The organism is Nocardia sp. NPDC058114 (assembly GCF_042884695.1).
GTDB lineage: Bacteria > Actinomycetota > Actinomycetes > Mycobacteriales > Mycobacteriaceae > Nocardia.
Window position 1 is genome coordinate 1,732,954 of sequence record NZ_JBHVTK010000001.1, and the last position, 18,978, is coordinate 1,751,931.

Consider the following 18,978-nt stretch of genomic DNA (forward strand, 5'->3'; position numbering starts at 1 on the left):
GTACGACGGCGGACGAGCGCGGGGGATTCGATCATGATGAGACTTTCGTGAGCGGGATCGGCGTAGGGGACGCCGCCTGTATTCAATAGTGCGTCAACAGATAACGGCTCGGCAATACTGTTTCCACATCGTGAAAATCATGGTGCGTCGAATCCCTCACCTGCGGCCGCGGTATGGAAATACGGACCGATACGTACCGCGATCTGGTGCATGGCGGGCAGTACGGCACGAACGAGATCGCGATCCAGACGTACCGCGCGCGCCTGCACACCGATCGCACCCCACACCTGCCGATCCGGACCGAGGACCGGGACGGCGATCGCGCGGATCGGTTCGTCGCTGTCGATCTCCTCGATGGCGAACCCACGACGACGAATGGTGTCGAAGAGTTCGCCGTTGCCGCGGTCGAGTCCCACCGAGGCATGCGCGAGCAGCGCGTGACCGACCGCGCTGGTGCTCAACGGTCGCCGCTCCTGCGGAATCTGGTTGTGGCAGAAGTGGATCGGTGGTCTGGCCTGGAACACCGTGAGGGCTTCGTCGGCATCGGCGACACTGAGACTGACGGTGATCTTGATGCCGGCGGCCAGCGCGTACAGGTGCGGCGCCGCGTCGTCGAGCCCGAGCCGTGACAGCGCGGGACGGGCCAGGCACGCCAGTCCGTGCCCGATCCGGTAGCGGTCGGTTGCCGGGTCCTGCTCCAGCAGCCTGCCGCGCACCAGCGCCTGCGCCAGCCGGAAGGTGGTGCTCACCGGGAGCCCGGCCCGCTGCGCCAATTCGCTCAGCGACAATTCGGGGTCCCCGCCCTGAAAGCAGTTCAACACGTACACGGCACGGTCGACGGCTTGTGCGCCGGAGCGGGGTGGTTCGGTCGCGGTCATGGCGGCCTCCTGGTCGACGACGTGCCGAGAACTATCGCCACCACGCTGTCCAGGCGCAATGATTCGGCGCACCGGTGCGAGTAATTCACGAGGCGCCGATCGAATCCGGGTGAGAACAAACCTGTCGACGCGGCGCGGTGGCGAGGAATCTGGAATGTGCACGCGCGGCCGAGGGTCCGCGCCGAATTGTGCTCGGAGAAAGCGGTTTCGACCCCGACTATCTGCGACGGCGGTGTGCAGTGCCGCGGTCGCTCGGCGAAACAGGAAGTTCGGACGCATGACCATCGACATCGATCACACTGTGCGCACCGCCACGGTGTTCGATTCCATCGACCAGGCCATCGGGCACACCCCGCTGGTCCGGTTGAACCGGATCACCGACGACATCGCCGCCACGGTGTATGTGAAGCTCGAATATCTCAATCCCGCGGGGAGCGTGAAGGATCGGGCGGCGCTGTTCATGCTCGACGCGGCCGAGGCCGCGGGGGAGTTGCGGCCCGGTGGGGTCGTGGTGGAGGCGACTTCCGGCAACACCGGCATCGGGTTGGCCGCCATCGCGGCGGCACGCGGCTACCGCACGGTGGTGGTCGTGCCGGACAAGTCGAGCCGCGACAAGATCGCGCTGCTGCGGGCCTACGGCGCCGAGGTGCATGTGACACCCGGTGGCCGTCCGGTCGGGCACCCCGAGCACCTGCGCAGTGTCGCGCTGCGGCTCGCGGAGGAAATCCCGGGTGCCTGGTTCGCGGGCCAGTACGACAACCCGGCCAACCCCACCGCTCATCGTGAAACCACCGGTCCCGAGATCTGGGCGCAGACCGGCGGCGGCGTCACCCACTTTGTCGCGGGCATCGGCACCGGCGGAACCGTCAGCGGCACAGGGGAATTCCTGAAGCAGGCCTCGGGTGGCCGGGTCCAGGTCGTCGGCGCCGATCCCGAGACATCGGTGTACGGCGGCGGTGACGGTCGTGCCTGGTATGTCGAGTCGGTGGGCCACTACCGGCATCCCGACACCGAGCTCGACGAATGGCCGCAGTCCTACCACACCGAGGTGATCGACCGTGTCGAGCGGATCTCCGATGGGGAATCGCTCCGAGTGCTGCACCGGCTGGCCAAGGAGGAAGGTCTGCTGCTCGGTGGTTCCTCCGGCACGTCGATCGCCGCGGCGCTGCGGGTGGCCCGCGCGCTCGGGCCCGAGGATGTGGTGGTGGTGATCGCGCCCGACTCGGGACGCGGATACCTGTCGAAGTACTTCGACGACGGTTGGCTCGGGCAGTACGGATTTCCGTTGCTCGCGGCCCATGGTGAGCTGACGGTCGGTTCGGCGCTCGGTGTGGTCGAGGGAGCCCGGTCGGTCGGGGCGGGTTCGTCGGTGCTCGCCGAGGCGCGGTTGCTCCCGTCGACAACGACCGTGGCGTCGGTCCGCCGAGAACTGGCTTCGCGACGATCTCTTCCGGTCGTCCTCGCCCGGCAGACCGCGGGGCCGGTGGTAGTCGCCGAGGTGCTGGGTACCGCAACGCAGGCGCGCCTCGTCGGCGCTCCGGACGAGGATCCGATCGGCGCGCACCTGGATCCGCCGCCGGCCTTCGCCGGCACCCCCGAGCCGGTGGGAGCCGCGGTGACACGGCTCGCCGACTATCACGGTGAGGTGCTGATCGTGCACGAGGGCCGCGTGGTCGGTGGGGTCGACGCTGCTGCGTTCGTCGCCGCACTCGTGCGCGCGGAGGCGTCATGAGACGCATGACATGGGCCGCGCTGGGGGCGCTCGGTGTGTCCACAGTGGCCTCCGTCCATGGCCGACGCGCGCATCCGGCCGCCGACGCTTCCTCGGCGCAGTGATGGCGACGGTAGCGATGGGCGGCGAACACCCCCGCTGGGGTGTGCGCCGATGGAGGGATCCGGTCGCCGCCTCGACCCCGAATCGGCGGGCGATTCCGCCTTCGGGATCGCGCGACGAACCATGGGAGCGGGAACCGGAATGGGAGAACGCGCTCGCCGCTTCGATGCTCGCTTGGACGGCCTTCCTCGGTGGTTAGTGACTCGCGAGGCGACCGCGGCGCATGCGAGCGCCGGCCCGGCCCAGAGACGGCATGTCAGAACGGTCGCGTCGATCGAGTGGCCCGCGAACGACAGCGCACTGCCGAGCCGGTCACGCGGACCGACGGTGGCAGGTCAGGCGTCGGGTTCGTCGTCGGTCGGGGGCGCGGTGGTGGCGCCGGAGACCCGGATGACGCCTGCTTCGAGGTCCAAGTCGAGGTGGGGTTGACCGTTGGAGTCGCCGCTGCCCTCGTTCTGCAGCTTCTTGCCTGGGAAGAGTTCACCGATGATGCCCACGGTGTCCAGGATAGTCGCGATAGCGACCTGGTTGCCGGAGTCGGGCGGGTGGCTACCGCTGCCGGTCTGCCGGGCTCGGTGCGGGAAGGTCGGCTTCGAGCATGGCGACGATGCGATCGAGCAGGGCTTCGAGGCGGGCCTCGATGCCCGCGCCGTTGCGTGCCGACACGGTCAGGTCGGTGTGGCCGTCGAACTCGGTCAGCCCGAACAGCAGGGGCATGGCGATGCTGTGCTGGGGCAGGACGAACAGTCCGGTCGGGCGGAAGCCGGGGACGGCGAGTTCGTCGGCGGTGAAGCGGCCCATATGGGAGACGGTGGCCGAGGCGAGGTTTCGGCCGAGGCGGGCGCCGAGCCAGTTCGTGGTGCGCAGCACGCTGCGGTTGATCGGGTCCGGGACCAGGGTGATGCGGGTGCTGGCCAGCTGATTCAGCTCGCGCCGTTCGTGCAAACCGGCCTTGATCTGGTCTTTGATCGAGATCCAGTCGCGTCCGGGCTCGATATCGAGGAACAGCGGTAGCGCGAGGTTGGCGGTGGAGCGCAGCGCCGGGTCGTGGCGGCGCAGGTCCACGGGCATCATGATGCGCGAGGTGCCGGGAGTCTCGGCGGCCAGCAGGGCACAGACGCGGGCCAATGCGCCGGAACCAGCGGCCGCGATTCGGCGATGACGCAGCAGATGCGGCGCGAGATCACGGCGCTGCCGGCCTCGGCCGACGGCGGTGCGGTAGCGCGGAACCATCGGAGTCGGCCTGCCGGGAGCGCCGATTCTCGCGACGAGTTCCTGGTCGGCGATCGGATCGGGCTGGGGAACCGGGTCGTCACCGCGTAGTGCGCGCAGCACATTCGTCACCCACGCCACCATGCCGATGCCGTCCATCACGCCGTGGAAGACGCGGAAGATCAGCGTGGTCGGCGCGCCGGCGAGCAGCAGCACCTCGACGGTGGCATCAGGGGTCGGTCCGATCGCGCCCGTGAGGACGGGATCGGTCTCGAGGGCGGGGTAGCTCAGCCGGTGGTCGAGAACGCGCACGGCCGGGGCGATGTCACTGTCGACCCACTCGTTGCCGCGCCGCCGCAGTCGCGCACCGGGGGTGGCCGCCGCGGCGGTGGTTACCGCTGTGCGCAATGCATCCGGGTCGATGTTGCCCTCACCGGGAACCACCAGTTGCATGAGGAAGGGCGGGGCCAGCTCGCGCATGGGGAAATACATCCGCTCGGTGGTCGTCACCGGACGACGGAAAACGTTGCTGCCGTTCATGATTGCCTCCTGGGGCGTCGTCGGTGCCGCGCGGGCCGTGCCGAAGGTGTCGTGGCGGGTGTGACGGTGGCCGCGAACTATCGAAGGTTCTCGGCGAGCACCTCGATGCCGCCCTGCTCGTCGAGCCACGTCAGGAATCCGGCCAGACCGGTCTCGCGATCCACCACAGGCACGTAGCCGAGATCGCGGCGAGCCGCACCGGTGTCGTAGGTGGCGGTGCGTGTCATCAGCGCGACGGCGTAGCGCGACAGCGGAGGCGACCAGCGATCGGCCACCGCCGGTATCCGCCAGATCGTTTCGATGGTCGCGACGACGGCGGCGAGCACCCGCGGGTTGGGCCGGCGCGCCGGGGCCTGGAAGCCCAATCGCGTGGCGACCTCACCGAGGAACCCCCAGACATCGGTCTTCTCGGCATCGGCGATGAAATACGCCTTGCCGCCCACCGTGTCCGAGCGCACCGCCAGGAGGCAGGCGTGCACGATATTGTCCACGTGGCACAGCGAGGCCTCGACGGTGCGACCGTAGGACAGGTCCGGCAGCGAGCCCGCGGCGGTGCGATCGAGCAATCGAACGATCGGCCCCGATCGGTCTCCGGCGCCCCAGATCGCTCGCGGTCGTAGCGCCACGGTCGTGAATTCCGCTGTGTCCGCGGCGAGTACGGCGCGTTCGGCCGCGGCCTTGGTTTCGGAGTAGTGATTGAGGTAGCGGCTCGGATACGGCAGCGACTCGTCGACGTCGACTTGATCGCCGCCGTCTCGCTCCATCAGGGCACTCGGACTCGAGATGAAAACGAACCGGCCCGCGCCGCCGCGCCGCGCCGCATCCAGGAGCAGCACGGTGGCCCGCACGTTCTCGGTCCAGAAGCGGTCCCTGGTGCCGCGTTCGTCGACCCGCGCGGCGCTATGGATCACCGCGTCCATGCCGCTGGTGGCCCGGCTCAGCGACGCCGCGTCGGCCAGGTCCCCGTAGACGAGGGTGACGTGCTCCACGGCTGGACCGAGATCGTCGAGAATACTGCTGCGCCGCACCAGGATCGAGACATCGTGGGAGCCCTGCGCGACCAGCGCCCGCACGATGGCGCCGCCGAGGAATCCGGACGCGCCGGTGACCAGGATCTTCATCGTCGCGAGTCCAGTTTCTTCGTGGCCCAGCGGGCGAGTTGTTCGCGGCCGATCTTGGCGTTGTGCCGGATATCGACCGGGAAGCGCGGATGTACGAGGAATTCGGCGACCGGAGCGAGAGTGTCGAATTCGGTGGCGCGCGTCCGCAATCGCGTGAGTGCGGCCACCGCGTCCGCGCCGGGTTCGAGCTCCACGCACAGGACCGGACGCTGGGCGCCGGGGGCGCCGACACCGACCAGCGCCGTGCGCGTAACTCCGGCGACCGCGTTGAAGACCTGTTCGATCTGCACGGTGAACATCGGACCACGCGCGGTCGTGATCCGTTGACTCTTGCGCCCGCAGAACCAGATCCGGCCCTGCTCGTCGAGCCATCCCAGATCACCGGTGCGGTGCCAGATCTGCTCGCCATCGCTGATCTTGCCCGCGGTGTTGGCCTGCGCGGGCCAGTAGTAGCGCGTACTCACATTCGGGCCCGCGACCACGATCTCGCCGACCTCGCGTGCGCCGAGTTCTTCGGTGTCGTCCCAGGTCGCGACGGGATCATCGGTGATGGCGAGCAGCCGGACACGCACTCGATCGGTGGGCAGGCCGATGCAGGTGCCCTCGCCGCTCTTGGCGCGCTCGACCAGACCGGCGAGCAATTCCCGCGATTCGATCGTCGACATGGGCAGCGCCTCGGTCGAGCCGTATCCGGCGTAGATCTCGACATCGGGGCGCAAGACCTCGCGCAACCCGGCGACGCACCAGTGCGGAACAGGGGCGCCACCGGAGAAGATACTGGCCAGCGACGGTAGGTCGACCGGATGCGCGCGCAACCGTTCCAGCAGCGGGATGAGGACCGCGGGCGAGGCGAACATCGTGCGCACGCCGAAACGCCCGATCGCGTCGACCACGTGCGCCGGATCGGTCGAGCCGACCTTGCTCGGAATCAGCGGTGGCAACACACACCGCGACCCGAGCAGCAGATCGAGGACGCCCACCAGCGGCAGTGTCACCAGGGACGTGCCGGGTGGCGTGTGCCCGCGGGCGGCGTGCACCTGCTCCACCATCGCCGCGAGATTGCCGTGCGTCAGCTCGACGGCTTTGGCGGGACCGGTACTGCCCGTGGTGAATCCGATGATCAGCAACTCGTCGGGATCGGCGGGTACGCGCTCGGGCGGCGTACCGGAGGGGGTGCGAGTCCACGAATCCAGCGTCGGCCCACCCCAGAACCAGCGGCGCCCCACGGTGAGCGTGGTGCGCACACCCCGGAAACTGCGCGGGAACAGCACCCGCAGGGCATGCGCCTGCGGGATCCCGATGAACGCCTGCGCTTCGACCGCGCGCAGACAGTGCACCATGCGGCGCACACCCATGCCCGGATCGATGACGACCGGAACGGCGCCGATCTTCAACAGCGCGAACAGGATCGCGTACAGCTCCGGGCTCGGCAGCACGAGCACGATCGTGCGGGTGCCGCTGCCCACCCCGGAATCGGTGAGATGTTCGGCGATGGCGTCGGACCAGCGATCGAGGTCGCGATAGGTGATGTCGCGGTAGTCGGGTAGCCCTTCGGCGGTCGTGCCGTCGGGATAGATGACCGCCTCGCGGTCGGGCTCCTCGCGGGCGAGCGTGCGGAAGCGGTCGATCGTGGCCCAGTAGGTCGCCGTCGTCACGCGGTGGTCTCCGCGGGGAGCCGGTACAGCGTCGCGGCGGCGGACGGGCCCGCGCCCGCGGCGACGAACAGCACGTGGGTGTAGCCGGCGAGCGTACCCTCGGCGCTCGCGCGGGCGTAGGCCAACGGCAGTGCGGCGGTGTGCGGGTCGCCGTCGGACAGGTCGGGCACCCGTACCGCGTCCTGGTCGATGCCGAGCGCGTCGGCCAGGCGCCCGGGAAAGCGCGGGCTCGGAGTGGAGGCGATCAACGCGACGAAGGCGCCCTCGAAGTCGGCGAGCGCGGAGTGCGCGACTTCGGTGGCCACCGCGAGGATGCGGTCCTCGAAGTCGGGTTCGCGTTCGATCGTCATCAGCGTTCGCCCGACGGTGCCCATGGCGGCCGTGTCGACGTAGGCCTGTCCCGCGGCGGTGCCGGGTGCGGTCGCGGTGTACACCGGGCCGAAGCCCTCGGGGTCGTCGACCTGCTCGAGCAGCAGCGCGGCACCCGAGGTGGCGTAAGGGAAGTCGGCGTCGGCGCTCGACCGGGTCATCGACGGGTGCGTGTCGCCCGCGACGATCAGAACGTGCTCGGTGCTGCCCGTCGCCAAGACCGAGCCCGCCACCTGTACGGCGTTGACGACGCCGACCGCGCCGTTCATCAGGTCGAAGGAGAAGGTCCGCGGATCGGTCCTGGTGTAGTCGAGCCCGATACCCGCCGCTTTCTGGATCAGCGCGGCCACCGCCGGTTCCACGGTGTTCGAGTCGCGGAACACGCCGGTATTGATCAGCACGCCGACCTGGTCGGGGCGGACGCCGGCCTGCTCCAGACATTGTGCGGCGGCCCGCCCGCTGTGGGTGACGACGCTGTGGGTGTCGGTCGACCTGCTCGTGCCCGTGGCTCGGATGCGAATGCCCATTGTTGACCTCAGACCTTCAGGGAGGAGATGGTGGCGGACAGGAATCCCGCGACGACACCGGACGCGGCGGGCACCATGAGCAGTTTCGATCCCGCGGCGATGTTGTCGTCGGCGAGCTGATCGTGCAGAACGATGAAATGTGATGTGGTCGAAGTATTTCCGTACTTCTCGATCACATTGAGGTCCGGCGGCATCTCGGCGCCGAACTCACGCGCGGCGACCGCGTTGATGTAGGGCACTGCGGCAGCACCGAACTGGTGATGGATGATGTAGTCGAACTGCTCGCCGGCGAAGTCGCGGCCCTGCTGTTCGAGGAAACTGCCCTGGGCGTCGGGCCAGAGCAGGAACCGCGCTTCGTTGTGCATCTTGCGGTTGTCGGTGTAGAGCGCGACGCCCGACGACTTGTCGCTGGGCATACCGAGGCACAGGTGTGAATGTTCTGCGGCGGTGAGCAATTCGATGTAGTGGATCTTGTCGGCGTCGTCGACCGCGCGGTCCAGCACGACCGCGCACCCGGAGTCGCCCACCGACAGCGAGGCGAACTGCAGATCGTATTTCTCGGTGATCTCGTTCACCGCGGTCTCGGCGATGGGGGTGATCGCCTCGCCGCTGACCACCATGCCGTTGCGCACCACGCCCGAGCGGATCATCCGGTCCAGAATGTAGGTGCCGGTGAGCATTCCGGCACAGGCGTTGGAGACGTCGAAGGTGATGGCGCGTTCGGCGCCGAGGGTCTTGGCGATCGTCGACGCGAACGAGGGCTCCATGTACATGCGGGTGCCGTCGTTGCTGCGGGTGATCGAACACGAGATGATCACGTCCAGCTCGCCCGGCGCGTAGCTCGACCGCGACAGGCAGTCGCGCGCGGCGTTCACGGCGAGGGTGAACGAGTCCTCGACCGACTCCGGGCGGGTGTCGCGCACACGGCGTTCTTTCACGCCGGTGATGCGCTCCAGATCGAACGACGGTGGCGTTTTCAACCGGGAGATCAATTCGGTGGTGGACAAGATGTTCGACGGAAGATATGCCCCGATGGATTCGAAACGCGATTGTGACACGTGAGCTCCCGGATGCGGTCGAAAGAATGGTTTACCGGACGAATCTCGAGCGCCGGTGGACTCGAACCATACCGGTCATCGGCCGGCATCGGGTGCAGTGATCCAGCGCACTGGCCGGTCCGAGATCGTTTGTGCGACACGGTGTTGCGGAAACTTCGGCAATCCACTCGAGTCCCACAGATCACCTGGACCAGGGCGTTTGTGTGGCTGTGGGCAATGGTACGGCTATCGGGCCGATCCGCCTCGCCGCGGTGATGTGGTCCTGCAGAACGGTGCTCGCGCAGTGAGTCACTTCACGATTGTTTACACCGTCGAATAAATTGCGAGCCGGGCGGGTTTGTTTTCGGAGTACAAGTGGTCTCGCGAATTTTGTCGGCGAGAACTAGCCGCCCAGGCCCACGATGCGGGCCAGCCGTCGATGTGATTCCAGACGCGCCGCTCGATCGAAAGTGCTGGTGTGGACCAGGATTTCATCGGCCTCGGTGCGGCTCACCAGTTTCTCCAATACTTCGGCCACCTGATCCTCGGTGCCGTGGATCTGGTGGCCGAGCGCCTGCTCGAACAGGTGGCGCTGGCGGTCGGTCATCGTCGCGGGGTCGATCTCCTCGGGTGGGATCAGTGCGGGAAACTCGCCGTGCGTGCGCGAGTAGGCGCTCGACCAGGCCTCCGGGAGCAGCAGTCGGTGCGCCTGCTCGATCGAGTCGGCGATCATCGCCGTCGCGGAGACGACGACGTACGGGCGGGGGACTCGAGCCGAGGGCTGGAACAGGGTGCGGTACCGCTCGATCGCGTCCACCATCGCCTGCGTGCCCGCGATCGGGGCGATCACCAGGGGCAGCCCGAATCGTGCGGCGCGCTCGGCCCCGGAGCCGGTGGCGAGCAGGAACGCCGGGACGTCCGCGCCCTCCGCGGAGCGGACGTGCACACCCTGCCTGCCCACCGCGAAGTAGTCGAGAACCTCGGTGAGGCGTGCGTCGATATCGTCGGCGTCGTCGAGGCCGTGGCCGAGCGCGCGGCGGACGCCGTCGGTGAATCCGACCGAACGCCCGAGGCCCATGTCGATTCGTCCGGGGAACAGCGACCCGAGCACGCCGAACTGCTCGGCGACCACGAGTGGCTGATGATTGGGCAGCATCACCCCACCGGTGCCGACGCGGATGCGCGTGGTGGCCGCCGCGACCGCCGCCGCCAGCACGGTCGGCGCGGTTCCGGCGACACCGGGAACGCTGTGATGCTCGGCGACCCAGAACCGGTGGTAGCCCCACTGCTCGGCGAGGACCGCGAACGCGACCGTCTCCCGCAGGGCGTCGGTGTGGTCCTGCCCGCGCCGCACGCGTGAGCGGTCCAGGATCGAGAAGCGAACCGATTCGAGTGCCATATCAGTAGTCAACGTCGCAGACACGAGGTGATTCCGTGGCGGTGACACGCGCGGGTGATCTTCGAAGGTTTGGACCGGTACCAACCCTGGACCAACCTTTCGCAACGATAGTGTGCCCCGAGCACGATCACCGGCGAGAAAACTGCGAGGAGCGCACTATGGTTCGACATCCCAACGGCCGCAAGGTAGATCATCGCCACCGTGCGGTCGAGGCCAGCGATGATGCGCTGCGTGTGCTGCGGCTGCTGCTCGAGATGCACGGCCCGGTGGTGCTGTACCTCGCGCCCGACACCGACGGGTACACGCCGGTCTGTGTGCGGCTGCGGGACTTCCGGCCCGCGCCCGGCGATGTCCTCGCCGGGCAGACGGCGTGGCACACCCAACTGTGGATGGCCGACCGGTTCCACGTCGGGTTCGACGACCTCGATGTCAGCATCGAGGTACGCAACCGTCCGCAGCCAGGCTCCGCCTCACTCGAGACGGCATGCGGATTCCGGTTCGCGCTGCGGATCGACAAGGCAGAGGCGGCCGTCGACTTCGTCGAGGAAGCCTCCTAGCCCGTCACCAGAACCGCGGCGTCAGTCCCCAGTCCGCGAATTCGGCGGCCAGTAGCTCGCGCAGTGCCGCGCGGGTGGGGAAACGATCGGGGTCGCCGCCGGTCACCACGAGTGTCACCGTGTCGTCATCGCAGGAGAACGCGAGATTGACACCGACCTCTACCTGGCGGAACAACTCGACCGGACCGGGATTGACCACCGGGCGCATGATCACATCGCGTGCGCGGTGTGATCCGAGGACCGCGATGTTCTGCGCGGTGCGACCCATGTTGGTGCACAGGCATTCCGGCGCCTTGGCGGTGCGCGCGAACTTGTGCAGCACCACCTTGGGCAACAGCATCTGCACCGGTTGCAGGTGCTGGATGGGTGGGATGGTCGCCGGATCGCGATAGGCAAGGCCCGCCGCCTTGAGCGCGGCGCGGATCGCGGGCAGATCGGCGCGTTCGCCCGCCCGGTAGCCGACGCTGATCGGCAGCCCGGTGGTGGCGTTGGCGCGTGGGTCGTCGGCCTCGCGCATCGAATGCGGAATGTCGACGCGCACCTCGGCGCCGTCGGCGACGCGGCCACTGCGACCGAGCAGCCCGACCGCGACACCGATCAGCAGGCCGTTGGTGGTGCCGCCGTGCGCGGTGGCCACGGCGTCCCATTCGGCGAGATCGAGCTGGACGATGGCCTCGGCCGCCTGCCAGGTGTCGGCATGGGGCAGCCGCGGCGCCGCCGGGCGCGGATTGCGGGCGGGTTCGCTGACACCGCGGGCGCGGCGTGCCGCCCGGACGCCACGGGCGACGGCACCGAGTTGGCTACGCGCATCCGCGAGATCGGCGGCGAAGCGGCCCGCGCCCGCGACCGGGCCGACGAGCCTGCCCGCGCTGGTGTGGCGGTCGGGTGTCTCGCCGCGGTTGAGCCGGTCCAGGGAATCGACGATCGCGTGCATCATGGCGCCGCCGTCGCACGCCACGTGCGAGGCGACCAAGGTGACCACGGTGCCACCGGATGCGAGCGGCGCACCCGCGAGCTGCCACACGAGCCCGCGCTCGGGGTCGAACTCGACGGCGGCCTGCTCGAGGAACCAGTCGAGGACCCGCTCCTCGGGAATCGGGGTGTCCGACCAGCGCAGCGGCAGTGATTCGGTGGCGGGCTCCCAGTGCGCACGCGCGATCGGGAAGCGCGTGGTGCGGACCCGGCGCGCGATGAACCCGGTCGCCAGGTGCGCGTGCCAGTCGGCGAGCAGATCCCGGCTCAACGCGCTGTCGAAGCGGTACGCCAGCTGGTTGACCAGGGCGTTCGGGTAGAGGCTGTGCAGTTTGAAGAACAGATCGTCGTCGGCGGTGATCCGGTTGAGGTCGGTGGACACCGTGACAGCGGGGGCGATGACAGTCATCGAATGGCTCCTTAGCGGGAACGGAGAGTGCGCACGGTCAGCGGCGCGAAAACAGCGACCACGACCACCGAGGCGACCAGCGACCACCAGGCATCGGCGCCGACGGTGCCGTCCGCGGCGAGGGTGCGTACGGCAGAGACCAGGTAGGACACCGGATTCAGGTCCGAGACGTGCCGCATCCAGCTCGGCATCGATTCCTCGGGGACCAGCGCATTGGAGGCGAAGCCGAGAAAGGTGAGCACCAGCATGGACATGCCCTGCACGGCGGCTGGGCGGGCGATGGTGGCACCGATGAACGCGAACAACCAGCTGATGGCGGTGGTGGCGAACACGACCAGCACCGCGCCCGCCAGGAATCCGGCGGTGTGCGCGGGGTGGTAGCCCATGCAGAAGCCGACGATCACCACAGTGGTCGCGGCGATCAGGTAGCGCACGGCCCCGGCCAGCAATGCCCCGGCAACCGGGGCGGACCGGGCGATCGGCATGGCGACGAAACGGTCGAAGACACCGGAGTGGATGTCCTCGGACAATTGCACACCGGTGGCGACCGAGGAGGTGAGCACGATCTGGACCAGCACGCCGGGGATCATGATCGGCAGATACGCCGCCATGCTGCCGGCGATGGCGGTGCCGAAGATGCTGCCGAACAGCACCGGACCGACGATCGGCAGCAGAATGGCGTCGTAGAGCAGCTGCGGGCTGTGCCGGAAGGTGAGCAGTCCGCGCCAGGCCATCATCAGCGAATGCCGCAGGGCGGCAAGCGGACCGACACGGGTCACGCGCGGCGCGCGCACCACCTGGAGCGGCTTGTCGACCGTGTGGGTCATGGTGGTCCTCGAACTTTCGCGAAGGGTGCTCATGCCGCGTCCACGGTGCGCGCGTGCCCGGTCAGCGACAGGAACACCTCGTTGAGATCGGGCCGGTCCACCGCGAAACCTCGTAGGGTGATGCCCTCGGCGCGGCAGGCGGCGACGATATCGGCGCCGCGCGTGACGTCGTGCAGTGCCACGGTCAACGTCCCCGTCGACGACCCTTCCGGGACGTCGCCGGTGATCTCCTGGATCAGCGCCTCGGCCCGGCGCAGGTCGGCGGTGTCGGGGATGTCCAGGCGCAGCACCTGCTCACCGATCGAGGACTTGAGTTCGGCGGGAGTGCCGTCGGCGACGAGCGTGCCGCGGTCGATGACCGCGATCCGGTCGGCGAGTGCGTCGGCCTCCTCCAGATACTGGGTGGTGAGCAACACGGTGGCCCCGCGGGCGACCAGTCCGCGCACGATGCCCCACATGCGGTCGCGGGTGTGCGGGTCGAGGCCGGTGGTCGGCTCGTCGAGGAAGATCAGCGGTGGCACCGTGATCAGCGTCGCGGCCAGATCGAGTCGACGTCGCATGCCGCCGGAGAACGCGCTGACGCTGCGGCGCGCGACGGCCGTGAGCTCGAATTCCTCGAGAAGTTGCTCGGCCCGGTCGGCGGCAGCGCGCCGCGACAGGCCGAGCAGCCGTCCGAACAATCGCAAATTCTCACCGGCGGTGAGGGTTTCGTCGACGGAGGCGTACTGGCCGGTGAGCCCGATCATCGAGCGCACCGCGGTCGCCTCGCGCACCACATCGTAGCCGAATACCTCGGCGCTGCCCCGGTCGGGTCGCAGCAACGTGGCGAGCATGCGGACGGTGGTGGTCTTGCCCGCGCCGTTGGGACCGAGCATCGCGAACACCGATCCGGCCGCGATGCTGAGGTCGACGCTGCCGACGGCGGTGAAGTCGCCGTAGGACTTACCGAGACCGCGGGTGCGGACGGCGATATCGGTGCTCACTGCGGCCTCCCGGCGTGGATGGACAAACTACTCGGGAACGGCAGGGGGACAAGGGATTCCACCTCGTCGGCAGCGCGTGCCACTCCGGTGCCGGCGAACCGGCCGGCGTACGCGGCCGCTCGCGAGACCACGTCCGGGTCCGCGACGCGATCGAGCAGGGCGGTGAGCCCGTCCTCGGTGAGCTCGGCGGCACGCACGGTACCCGCCATCTCGAGCCGTTCCAGTGCCCGGCCCCAATAGGGCTGATCGGCCTGGATCGCGCAGATCACCTGCGGGACACCGGCTCTCAGTGCGGCGGCGGTGGTGCCCGCGCCGCCGTGGTGTACCGCGGCGATACAGCGCGCGAACACCGACGCGTGATCGACCTGCTCGACGACGGCCATCTCGGGCGACAGGACAGGTGCGATGCCCGCCCACCCCGCGGCCAGCAGCAGCCTGCGACCACGACGGGCGCAGACCGCGCGCAACATCGCCACCAGCGCGGCCGGGTCGTCGACCGCCATCGAGCCGAAGCCGACATAGATCGGCGCCGAACCGGCGTCGAGCCACGCGGTCAGCGCGGGATCGGCCGCAGCGCTGAGGAATCCGTCGGCATCGACGGCGAAGCCGGTCACCGGGTGTCGATCCGGCAGCTCGGCGGCCAGCCCGGGAAACAGGTCGACGTCATAGGCCTGGATCGACACCCGATCGGGCAGTTGATGTTCGACGATCCCGAACTCCGACAGCGGCTGTTCCAGCGCGGCGTCGCGTGCCCAGCGCAGCGCCGACCAGATCCGCCGGTTGAGCGCCTTCGGAATACGGGCGCCCCACGCGGTGGGGACCACGGGGACCGATCGATTCGGATGGATCGGAAAGAAGTGCACCGCGGCCAGCGGCAACCCGACGCGTCGCGCGGCCTTCTCGGCCGCCTCCTCGCCCGCCATCCCGGTCACGAGCACGTCGTGACCGGGGGCGAGCACGAGCAGATCGCGCACCGCCTCGACGACTCCGCGCCGTTGCAGATCCAGCACCGCGCGCACCCGCTGTCGCGGATTCGGGCTGCGAAAGCGGTGATCGTCGTGCTGGGTGCGCAGCAGTTCGGCGCTGTCGCGGCCGAAACCGACGGCGGCGACGCCGTGCGCGGTGGCGAAGTCGACGAGATTGGGCGAGAGTGCGAGCGTCACCGAGTGCCCGCGAGCCAGCAGCTCGCGAGCGAGAAGAATGCCGGGCTGGGCGTCGCCCCGGCTCCCGGTGAAGGCCAGCAGTGCACGCATTCTCAGCCCGCGCTCAGCGCTGCCGCGGCATCGGTGACCGGTGCGGGAGCGGGCGCCACCATGGTCACCGCGTACATGGCCCTGGCGAACTCGGCGAGGAAGCGTTCCATGACCTCGCCGGGCAGGCCCGCGGGGTGGCGGGTGGAGACATAGAGCCCGTCGGGGCCGCGCACGACCCAGAAGTACACCTCGTCGGTGGAGTACGACACCGCCCGCAGGGTGCGTCCGCGCAGGTCGGCGACCAATTCGTAATCCGGAAGCATGCGGATGTCGAGGAAGGACGCGCCGTAGGTCGGACCCTCCACGGCGCCGACCATCGCCAGGGAACGGCCCCAGGACGCGTCGTTGCAGAGGTGGGCGCGTTTGAGCGAGGCGCGGGTGGCCTCCAGCGCGACGGTCATGTCCGCGCCCGGCGGCAGCGTCACGTCGACCGGGACGACATTGACGAACCAGCCCATCGACTCGAGCCAGGTGAGGTCGGGCCTGGTCGCGATCGGCATCACGGTGCGGAACCGGTCGTCGCCGAAGGTTTCCCGAGAGGCCATCGCCAGGGCGGCGAACACGGTCACCGACAGCCGGTGCTTGAGCCGATCGAGAGCCGCCTCGACCTCCTCGAGCTGTTCGATGCTGAGCAGGGTGCGCGAGACGCTGGGCTGGGCGTGTTCACCGTCGAGGACGGCGACCTGATCCGCGGCGAAGCGGGGCATGGGCGAGCCCGGCGTACCGAGGAACTCGCGCCACACCGCGACGGCGGGGGAGTCGGGATCGAGTTCCTCAGCGGCGGCGCGCTCGATGACGGCGTAGTCGGCCGGGCTGCCGAAGGTGGCCGAGTCGCGGATCTCGCCGCCGGTGGTGACCGCGGTGTAGAGGGTGCGCAGCTCGAGGATGAGCACGGCCTGGGAGTAGGCGTCGAGCACCGAGTGGTCGGCGCCGACCAGGACGGTGAAGTCGTCGGTGTCGTGGGCCACCGTGGCCACCAGCAGATGCGGCCACACCAGTGCCGACAGGCGCAATTCCAATGCGTCGCAGAGGTATTCGTTGATCTCGTCGCCGTCGGAGAGATCGGCGACCGGGGCGCCGGTGACTCGAACGGTGCCGGGCGCGGTGGTCACACGGTGGTAGCCGCCGTCGCCGGTGGGGGCGACGGTGGTGCGGAAGCCCTCGTGGCGGTCGTGCCACAGCCGCAGGGTCGTGGCCCAGGCGTCGGCGTCGAGTGGGGCGTCCATCTCGAAGATCGTGCCGATCCAGCGGCCGCGGCCGGGGCGGGCGTCTTCGGGGTCGAGGAACCCGAGGTACTGCTCGTGGACGCTGGCGAGGGGGCGTTCGTCGTCGCGCCAGGCGTCGGGGGAGGTGAGCTCGGGGGTCCAGATCACCAGGTCGCCGGAGCGGATCCGGAATTCGGAGAGATGGGTGTATTCCATGGCGGGTCACCTCATGGGAGTGCAAGCCGAGAACGGCGCGACGGGGATTCGGTGATCGCGGGCGCGTCACCGGATGTTGCTCTGGATCCCGCACCGGACGTAGCTGGCGAACCCTGGGCTATTCGGAGTCTATAACTCTGAGAGTTTTCTGAAATATTACTTCTTCACAACTGGGCAGTGTGAAGAAGCTCACTTTCATATTTGTTCCGAATCACAACCTAGATCAGGTGCCCCTGGAGTAATGGGGTTTTAGTTCAGATCACTGGGCTGAACTCGGTCAGCACCGTGCCATGCCGGATGAGGCCCGACAGACCTGGCAGTTCGACCGGTGGCGACCACGTGCGGAAGCCGTCGACACTGTCGCTGAAGAGGTACCGGCCCTCGGTGTAGGCGTCCAGGTAGATGCGGTGCCCACCGTCGGGAAGCCGGACGATCGACTGTCCCTCCCGTGGCCCGCCCCACCCCGCCCAGTCGCCGGTGGCGACGAAGCTGTACGGCCCGAGCGGGCGGTCGGCGACGGCGAGTTCGATCAGCTTGGAGTCCTCGTTCTTCACGAACGCGAACAGACGTCCGTCCAGGCGGACCAAGGTGGTGTCGATATGGCCGAGTGAGCCGGGCCCGGCAGGGCCGAGCCCGAGCATCGGCACCGGCGGCGCCCAGACGGTGAGCCCGGCATCGAGCGGGATGAGCAGGTGCGGGGTGAAGCCGTGCCCCCAGGTCAGCGACACGATGATGCCTACTCGCCCCGCCGCGTCGGCGTACCACTCCGGCGCCCACGCGCCTTCGAGCCTGCCCGCCACCAGCATCGGCACGTTGGCGAGAAACGTCCAGGTGATCCGGTCGCGGCTGCGGGCCAAGCCGATCGCGGTGGCGTCACCGGCGATCGTGTATGTGAGGTAGTAGTTCCCGTCGGTGTGCAGCAGCACGCTCGGATCGCGGACCAGGCCGGTCGGCGGCACGTACGCGTGCTCGCTGACCGGGGTGAAATCGGTGCCGTCCGCGGACTCGTAGACCGCGAGGGTGGTATCACTGTCGGCACGGAAGGCCGTCATCGTGTACCGGACCGGGGTGCGGTGGGCGTCGATGCCCACCCCGGGGCCGAGCGAGGATTGCGCGCGGGCCGTGCCCGCTGCCAGGAGTGGGAGTCCCGCCAGAAGTGCGAGTGCGGATCTGCGTCCCACCGTGATCGCCATGACCTGGGATTATCCGCACGGATCGCGACGGCTCGGGGTAGGCGCGCCGTCGGTCAGGAGGTGGCGGGTTCCGGCTCCGGCGCTGCCGGGTCGACCGGTAGCCGCAGGTCGACGATCAGCCCGATCAGCCCGACCGACAGGCAGATGGCCGACACGGTGATCGCGATCGGGTGGCTGTCGCCTGCCAGGGAACCGGCCAGCACCACCGTCGAGATCGTGCCGGGGGCCGAACCGGCCACTGTCGCAGCGAGATACGGGGCAAGGCGGACCGACGACAGGCCGCAGCAGTAGTTGAGGATCGAGAAGGGGACGACGGGGATCAGCCGCAGCGCGGCCACCGCGAGCCAGCCACGGCGGGCCAGCCGGTCGTCGACTGCCCGCACCGCCGGATGCGTGAGGTGTTCGGCGACCCGGTCGCGGCCCAGCCTGCGTACCCCGAGCAGCGCCACGGTCGCGCTCACCGCCGTGGCGGCCAGGGCGATGACCGAACCGAGGATCGGACCGAACAGCACACCGCTGGTCACGGTGAGCACGGTGCGCGGAACGGGCGCGACGGCAGCCACCGCGTAGAAGAGGAAGAACAGCAGCGGCAACAGCGGCCCGGCGTCGCCGGCCCAGTCCCGGATCTGCTGCGGGCCCGGCAACGGAACCATCATCGCCACCACGAACAGCGCGGCGAGCCCGGCCAGGGCGATGAGCAGGCGCGGGGAGCGGATCAGTCGAGACACCCGGGTAAGCGTACCGGCCGGTAGGGGATGGCCCGGGTGGTCGGACACCCTGTCACAGATAGC

17 protein-coding genes are annotated in these 18,978 nt (G+C 69.0%); 2 read left to right on the forward strand and 15 right to left on the reverse strand.

Features of this window, described 5'->3' with window-relative positions:
* Nucleotides 1-137: 137 nt before the first annotated feature.
* A complete protein-coding gene (locus ACFVVI_RS08040) occupies nt 138-878 on the reverse strand; it encodes an IclR family transcriptional regulator (RefSeq protein ID WP_378991964.1) in 741 nt (246 codons plus the stop codon).
* Between the two features lie 277 nt (nt 879-1,155).
* Between ACFVVI_RS08040 and ACFVVI_RS08045 the strand changes: the two genes are divergently transcribed.
* Nucleotides 1,156-2,610, forward strand: coding sequence for a PLP-dependent cysteine synthase family protein (locus ACFVVI_RS08045; protein ID WP_387444246.1), 1,455 nt, complete (start codon nt 1,156-1,158; stop codon nt 2,608-2,610).
* A 437-nt stretch (nt 2,611-3,047) separates the two neighbouring features.
* Here the strand turns inward: ACFVVI_RS08045 and ACFVVI_RS08050 are convergent, their stop codons facing one another.
* The 7 genes from ACFVVI_RS08050 to ACFVVI_RS08080 form a co-directional block, all read right to left on the reverse strand.
* Entirely contained in the window at nt 3,048-3,209 is a 162-nt protein-coding gene (locus tag ACFVVI_RS08050; RefSeq protein WP_378631280.1) for a hypothetical protein, read from the reverse strand.
* Nucleotides 3,210-3,261: 52 nt separating this feature from the next.
* Nucleotides 3,262-4,464 carry a peptide synthetase gene (locus ACFVVI_RS08055; RefSeq protein ID WP_387444248.1) on the reverse strand — a complete coding sequence of 401 codons (1,203 nt, stop codon included), beginning with the start codon at nt 4,462-4,464 and terminating at the stop codon, nt 3,262-3,264.
* A gap of 77 nt (nt 4,465-4,541) precedes the next feature.
* Entirely contained in the window at nt 4,542-5,585 is a 1,044-nt protein-coding gene (locus tag ACFVVI_RS08060) for an NAD-dependent epimerase/dehydratase family protein (RefSeq protein ID WP_387444250.1), read from the reverse strand.
* Nucleotides 5,582-7,240 carry a fatty acid CoA ligase family protein gene (locus ACFVVI_RS08065; protein ID WP_387444252.1) on the reverse strand — a complete coding sequence of 553 codons (1,659 nt, stop codon included), beginning with the start codon at nt 7,238-7,240 and terminating at the stop codon, nt 5,582-5,584. Before ACFVVI_RS08065 ends, ACFVVI_RS08060 begins: the two co-directional genes overlap by 4 nt.
* Entirely contained in the window at nt 7,237-8,136 is a 900-nt protein-coding gene (locus tag ACFVVI_RS08070) for a hypothetical protein (RefSeq protein WP_387444254.1), read from the reverse strand. Before ACFVVI_RS08070 ends, ACFVVI_RS08065 begins: the two co-directional genes overlap by 4 nt.
* A gap of 8 nt (nt 8,137-8,144) precedes the next feature.
* The gene (locus ACFVVI_RS08075; protein WP_378631287.1) at nt 8,145-9,194 is read right to left on the reverse strand and encodes a 3-oxoacyl-ACP synthase III family protein; all 1,050 of its coding nucleotides are present in this window, start codon (nt 9,192-9,194) and stop codon (nt 8,145-8,147) included.
* 382 nt (nt 9,195-9,576) lie between these two features.
* The gene (locus ACFVVI_RS08080; protein WP_387444257.1) at nt 9,577-10,572 is read right to left on the reverse strand and encodes an MsnO8 family LLM class oxidoreductase; all 996 of its coding nucleotides are present in this window, start codon (nt 10,570-10,572) and stop codon (nt 9,577-9,579) included.
* A gap of 158 nt (nt 10,573-10,730) precedes the next feature.
* Here ACFVVI_RS08080 and ACFVVI_RS08085 point away from each other — a divergent pair, with 158 nt between their 5' ends.
* The gene (locus ACFVVI_RS08085; protein ID WP_378991972.1) at nt 10,731-11,129 is read left to right on the forward strand and encodes a DUF779 domain-containing protein; all 399 of its coding nucleotides are present in this window, start codon (nt 10,731-10,733) and stop codon (nt 11,127-11,129) included.
* Nucleotides 11,130-11,133: 4 nt separating this feature from the next.
* Here ACFVVI_RS08085 and ACFVVI_RS08090 read toward each other — a convergent pair whose 3' ends face one another.
* The 7 genes from ACFVVI_RS08090 to ACFVVI_RS08120 form a co-directional block, all read right to left on the reverse strand.
* Nucleotides 11,134-12,510 carry a hypothetical protein gene (locus tag ACFVVI_RS08090; protein ID WP_378991973.1) on the reverse strand — a complete coding sequence of 459 codons (1,377 nt, stop codon included), beginning with the start codon at nt 12,508-12,510 and terminating at the stop codon, nt 11,134-11,136.
* Between the two features lie 11 nt (nt 12,511-12,521).
* On the reverse strand, nt 12,522-13,337 hold the full coding sequence (locus ACFVVI_RS08095) for an ABC transporter permease (protein ID WP_387444260.1): 816 nt from the start codon (nt 13,335-13,337) through the stop codon (nt 12,522-12,524).
* Between the two features lie 29 nt (nt 13,338-13,366).
* Nucleotides 13,367-14,320 carry an ATP-binding cassette domain-containing protein gene (locus ACFVVI_RS08100; RefSeq protein ID WP_387444262.1) on the reverse strand — a complete coding sequence of 318 codons (954 nt, stop codon included), beginning with the start codon at nt 14,318-14,320 and terminating at the stop codon, nt 13,367-13,369.
* The gene (locus tag ACFVVI_RS08105; protein ID WP_387444264.1) at nt 14,317-15,573 is read right to left on the reverse strand and encodes a glycosyltransferase; all 1,257 of its coding nucleotides are present in this window, start codon (nt 15,571-15,573) and stop codon (nt 14,317-14,319) included. The genes ACFVVI_RS08100 and ACFVVI_RS08105 overlap by 4 nt, the downstream gene beginning before the upstream one ends.
* Before the next feature lie 2 nt (nt 15,574-15,575).
* Nucleotides 15,576-16,994, reverse strand: a complete 1,419-nt coding sequence (locus ACFVVI_RS08110; RefSeq protein WP_378991977.1) for a condensation domain-containing protein — start codon at nt 16,992-16,994, stop codon at nt 15,576-15,578.
* A gap of 254 nt (nt 16,995-17,248) precedes the next feature.
* Nucleotides 17,249-18,187, reverse strand: a complete 939-nt coding sequence (locus ACFVVI_RS08115) for a hypothetical protein (RefSeq protein WP_387444267.1) — start codon at nt 18,185-18,187, stop codon at nt 17,249-17,251.
* A gap of 53 nt (nt 18,188-18,240) precedes the next feature.
* The gene (locus ACFVVI_RS08120) at nt 18,241-18,915 is read right to left on the reverse strand and encodes a TVP38/TMEM64 family protein (protein WP_387444268.1); all 675 of its coding nucleotides are present in this window, start codon (nt 18,913-18,915) and stop codon (nt 18,241-18,243) included.
* Nucleotides 18,916-18,978 lie beyond the last annotated feature (63 nt).

What these genes read in the sequence shown, in the direction of transcription:
- ACFVVI_RS08115 (WP_387444267.1), bottom strand. Translation starts at nt 18,187, where the DNA reads ATGGCGATCACGGTGGGACGCAGATCCGCACTCGCACTTCTGGCGGGA.
- ACFVVI_RS08110 (WP_378991977.1), bottom strand. Translation starts at nt 16,994, where the DNA reads ATGGAATACACCCATCTCTCCGAATTCCGGATCCGCTCCGGCGACCTG.
- ACFVVI_RS08055 (WP_387444248.1), bottom strand. Translation starts at nt 4,464, where the DNA reads ATGAACGGCAGCAACGTTTTCCGTCGTCCGGTGACGACCACCGAGCGG.
- ACFVVI_RS08095 (WP_387444260.1), bottom strand. Translation starts at nt 13,337, where the DNA reads ATGACCCACACGGTCGACAAGCCGCTCCAGGTGGTGCGCGCGCCGCGC.
- ACFVVI_RS08045 (WP_387444246.1), top strand. Translation starts at nt 1,156, where the DNA reads ATGACCATCGACATCGATCACACTGTGCGCACCGCCACGGTGTTCGAT.
- ACFVVI_RS08105 (WP_387444264.1), bottom strand. Translation starts at nt 15,573, where the DNA reads ATGCGTGCACTGCTGGCCTTCACCGGGAGCCGGGGCGACGCCCAGCCC.
- ACFVVI_RS08070 (WP_387444254.1), bottom strand. Translation starts at nt 8,136, where the DNA reads ATGGGCATTCGCATCCGAGCCACGGGCACGAGCAGGTCGACCGACACC.
- ACFVVI_RS08090 (WP_378991973.1), bottom strand. Translation starts at nt 12,510, where the DNA reads ATGACTGTCATCGCCCCCGCTGTCACGGTGTCCACCGACCTCAACCGG.
- ACFVVI_RS08080 (WP_387444257.1), bottom strand. Translation starts at nt 10,572, where the DNA reads ATGGCACTCGAATCGGTTCGCTTCTCGATCCTGGACCGCTCACGCGTG.
- ACFVVI_RS08060 (WP_387444250.1), bottom strand. Translation starts at nt 5,585, where the DNA reads ATGAAGATCCTGGTCACCGGCGCGTCCGGATTCCTCGGCGGCGCCATC.
- ACFVVI_RS08040 (WP_378991964.1), bottom strand. Translation starts at nt 878, where the DNA reads ATGACCGCGACCGAACCACCCCGCTCCGGCGCACAAGCCGTCGACCGT.
- ACFVVI_RS08085 (WP_378991972.1), top strand. Translation starts at nt 10,731, where the DNA reads ATGGTTCGACATCCCAACGGCCGCAAGGTAGATCATCGCCACCGTGCG.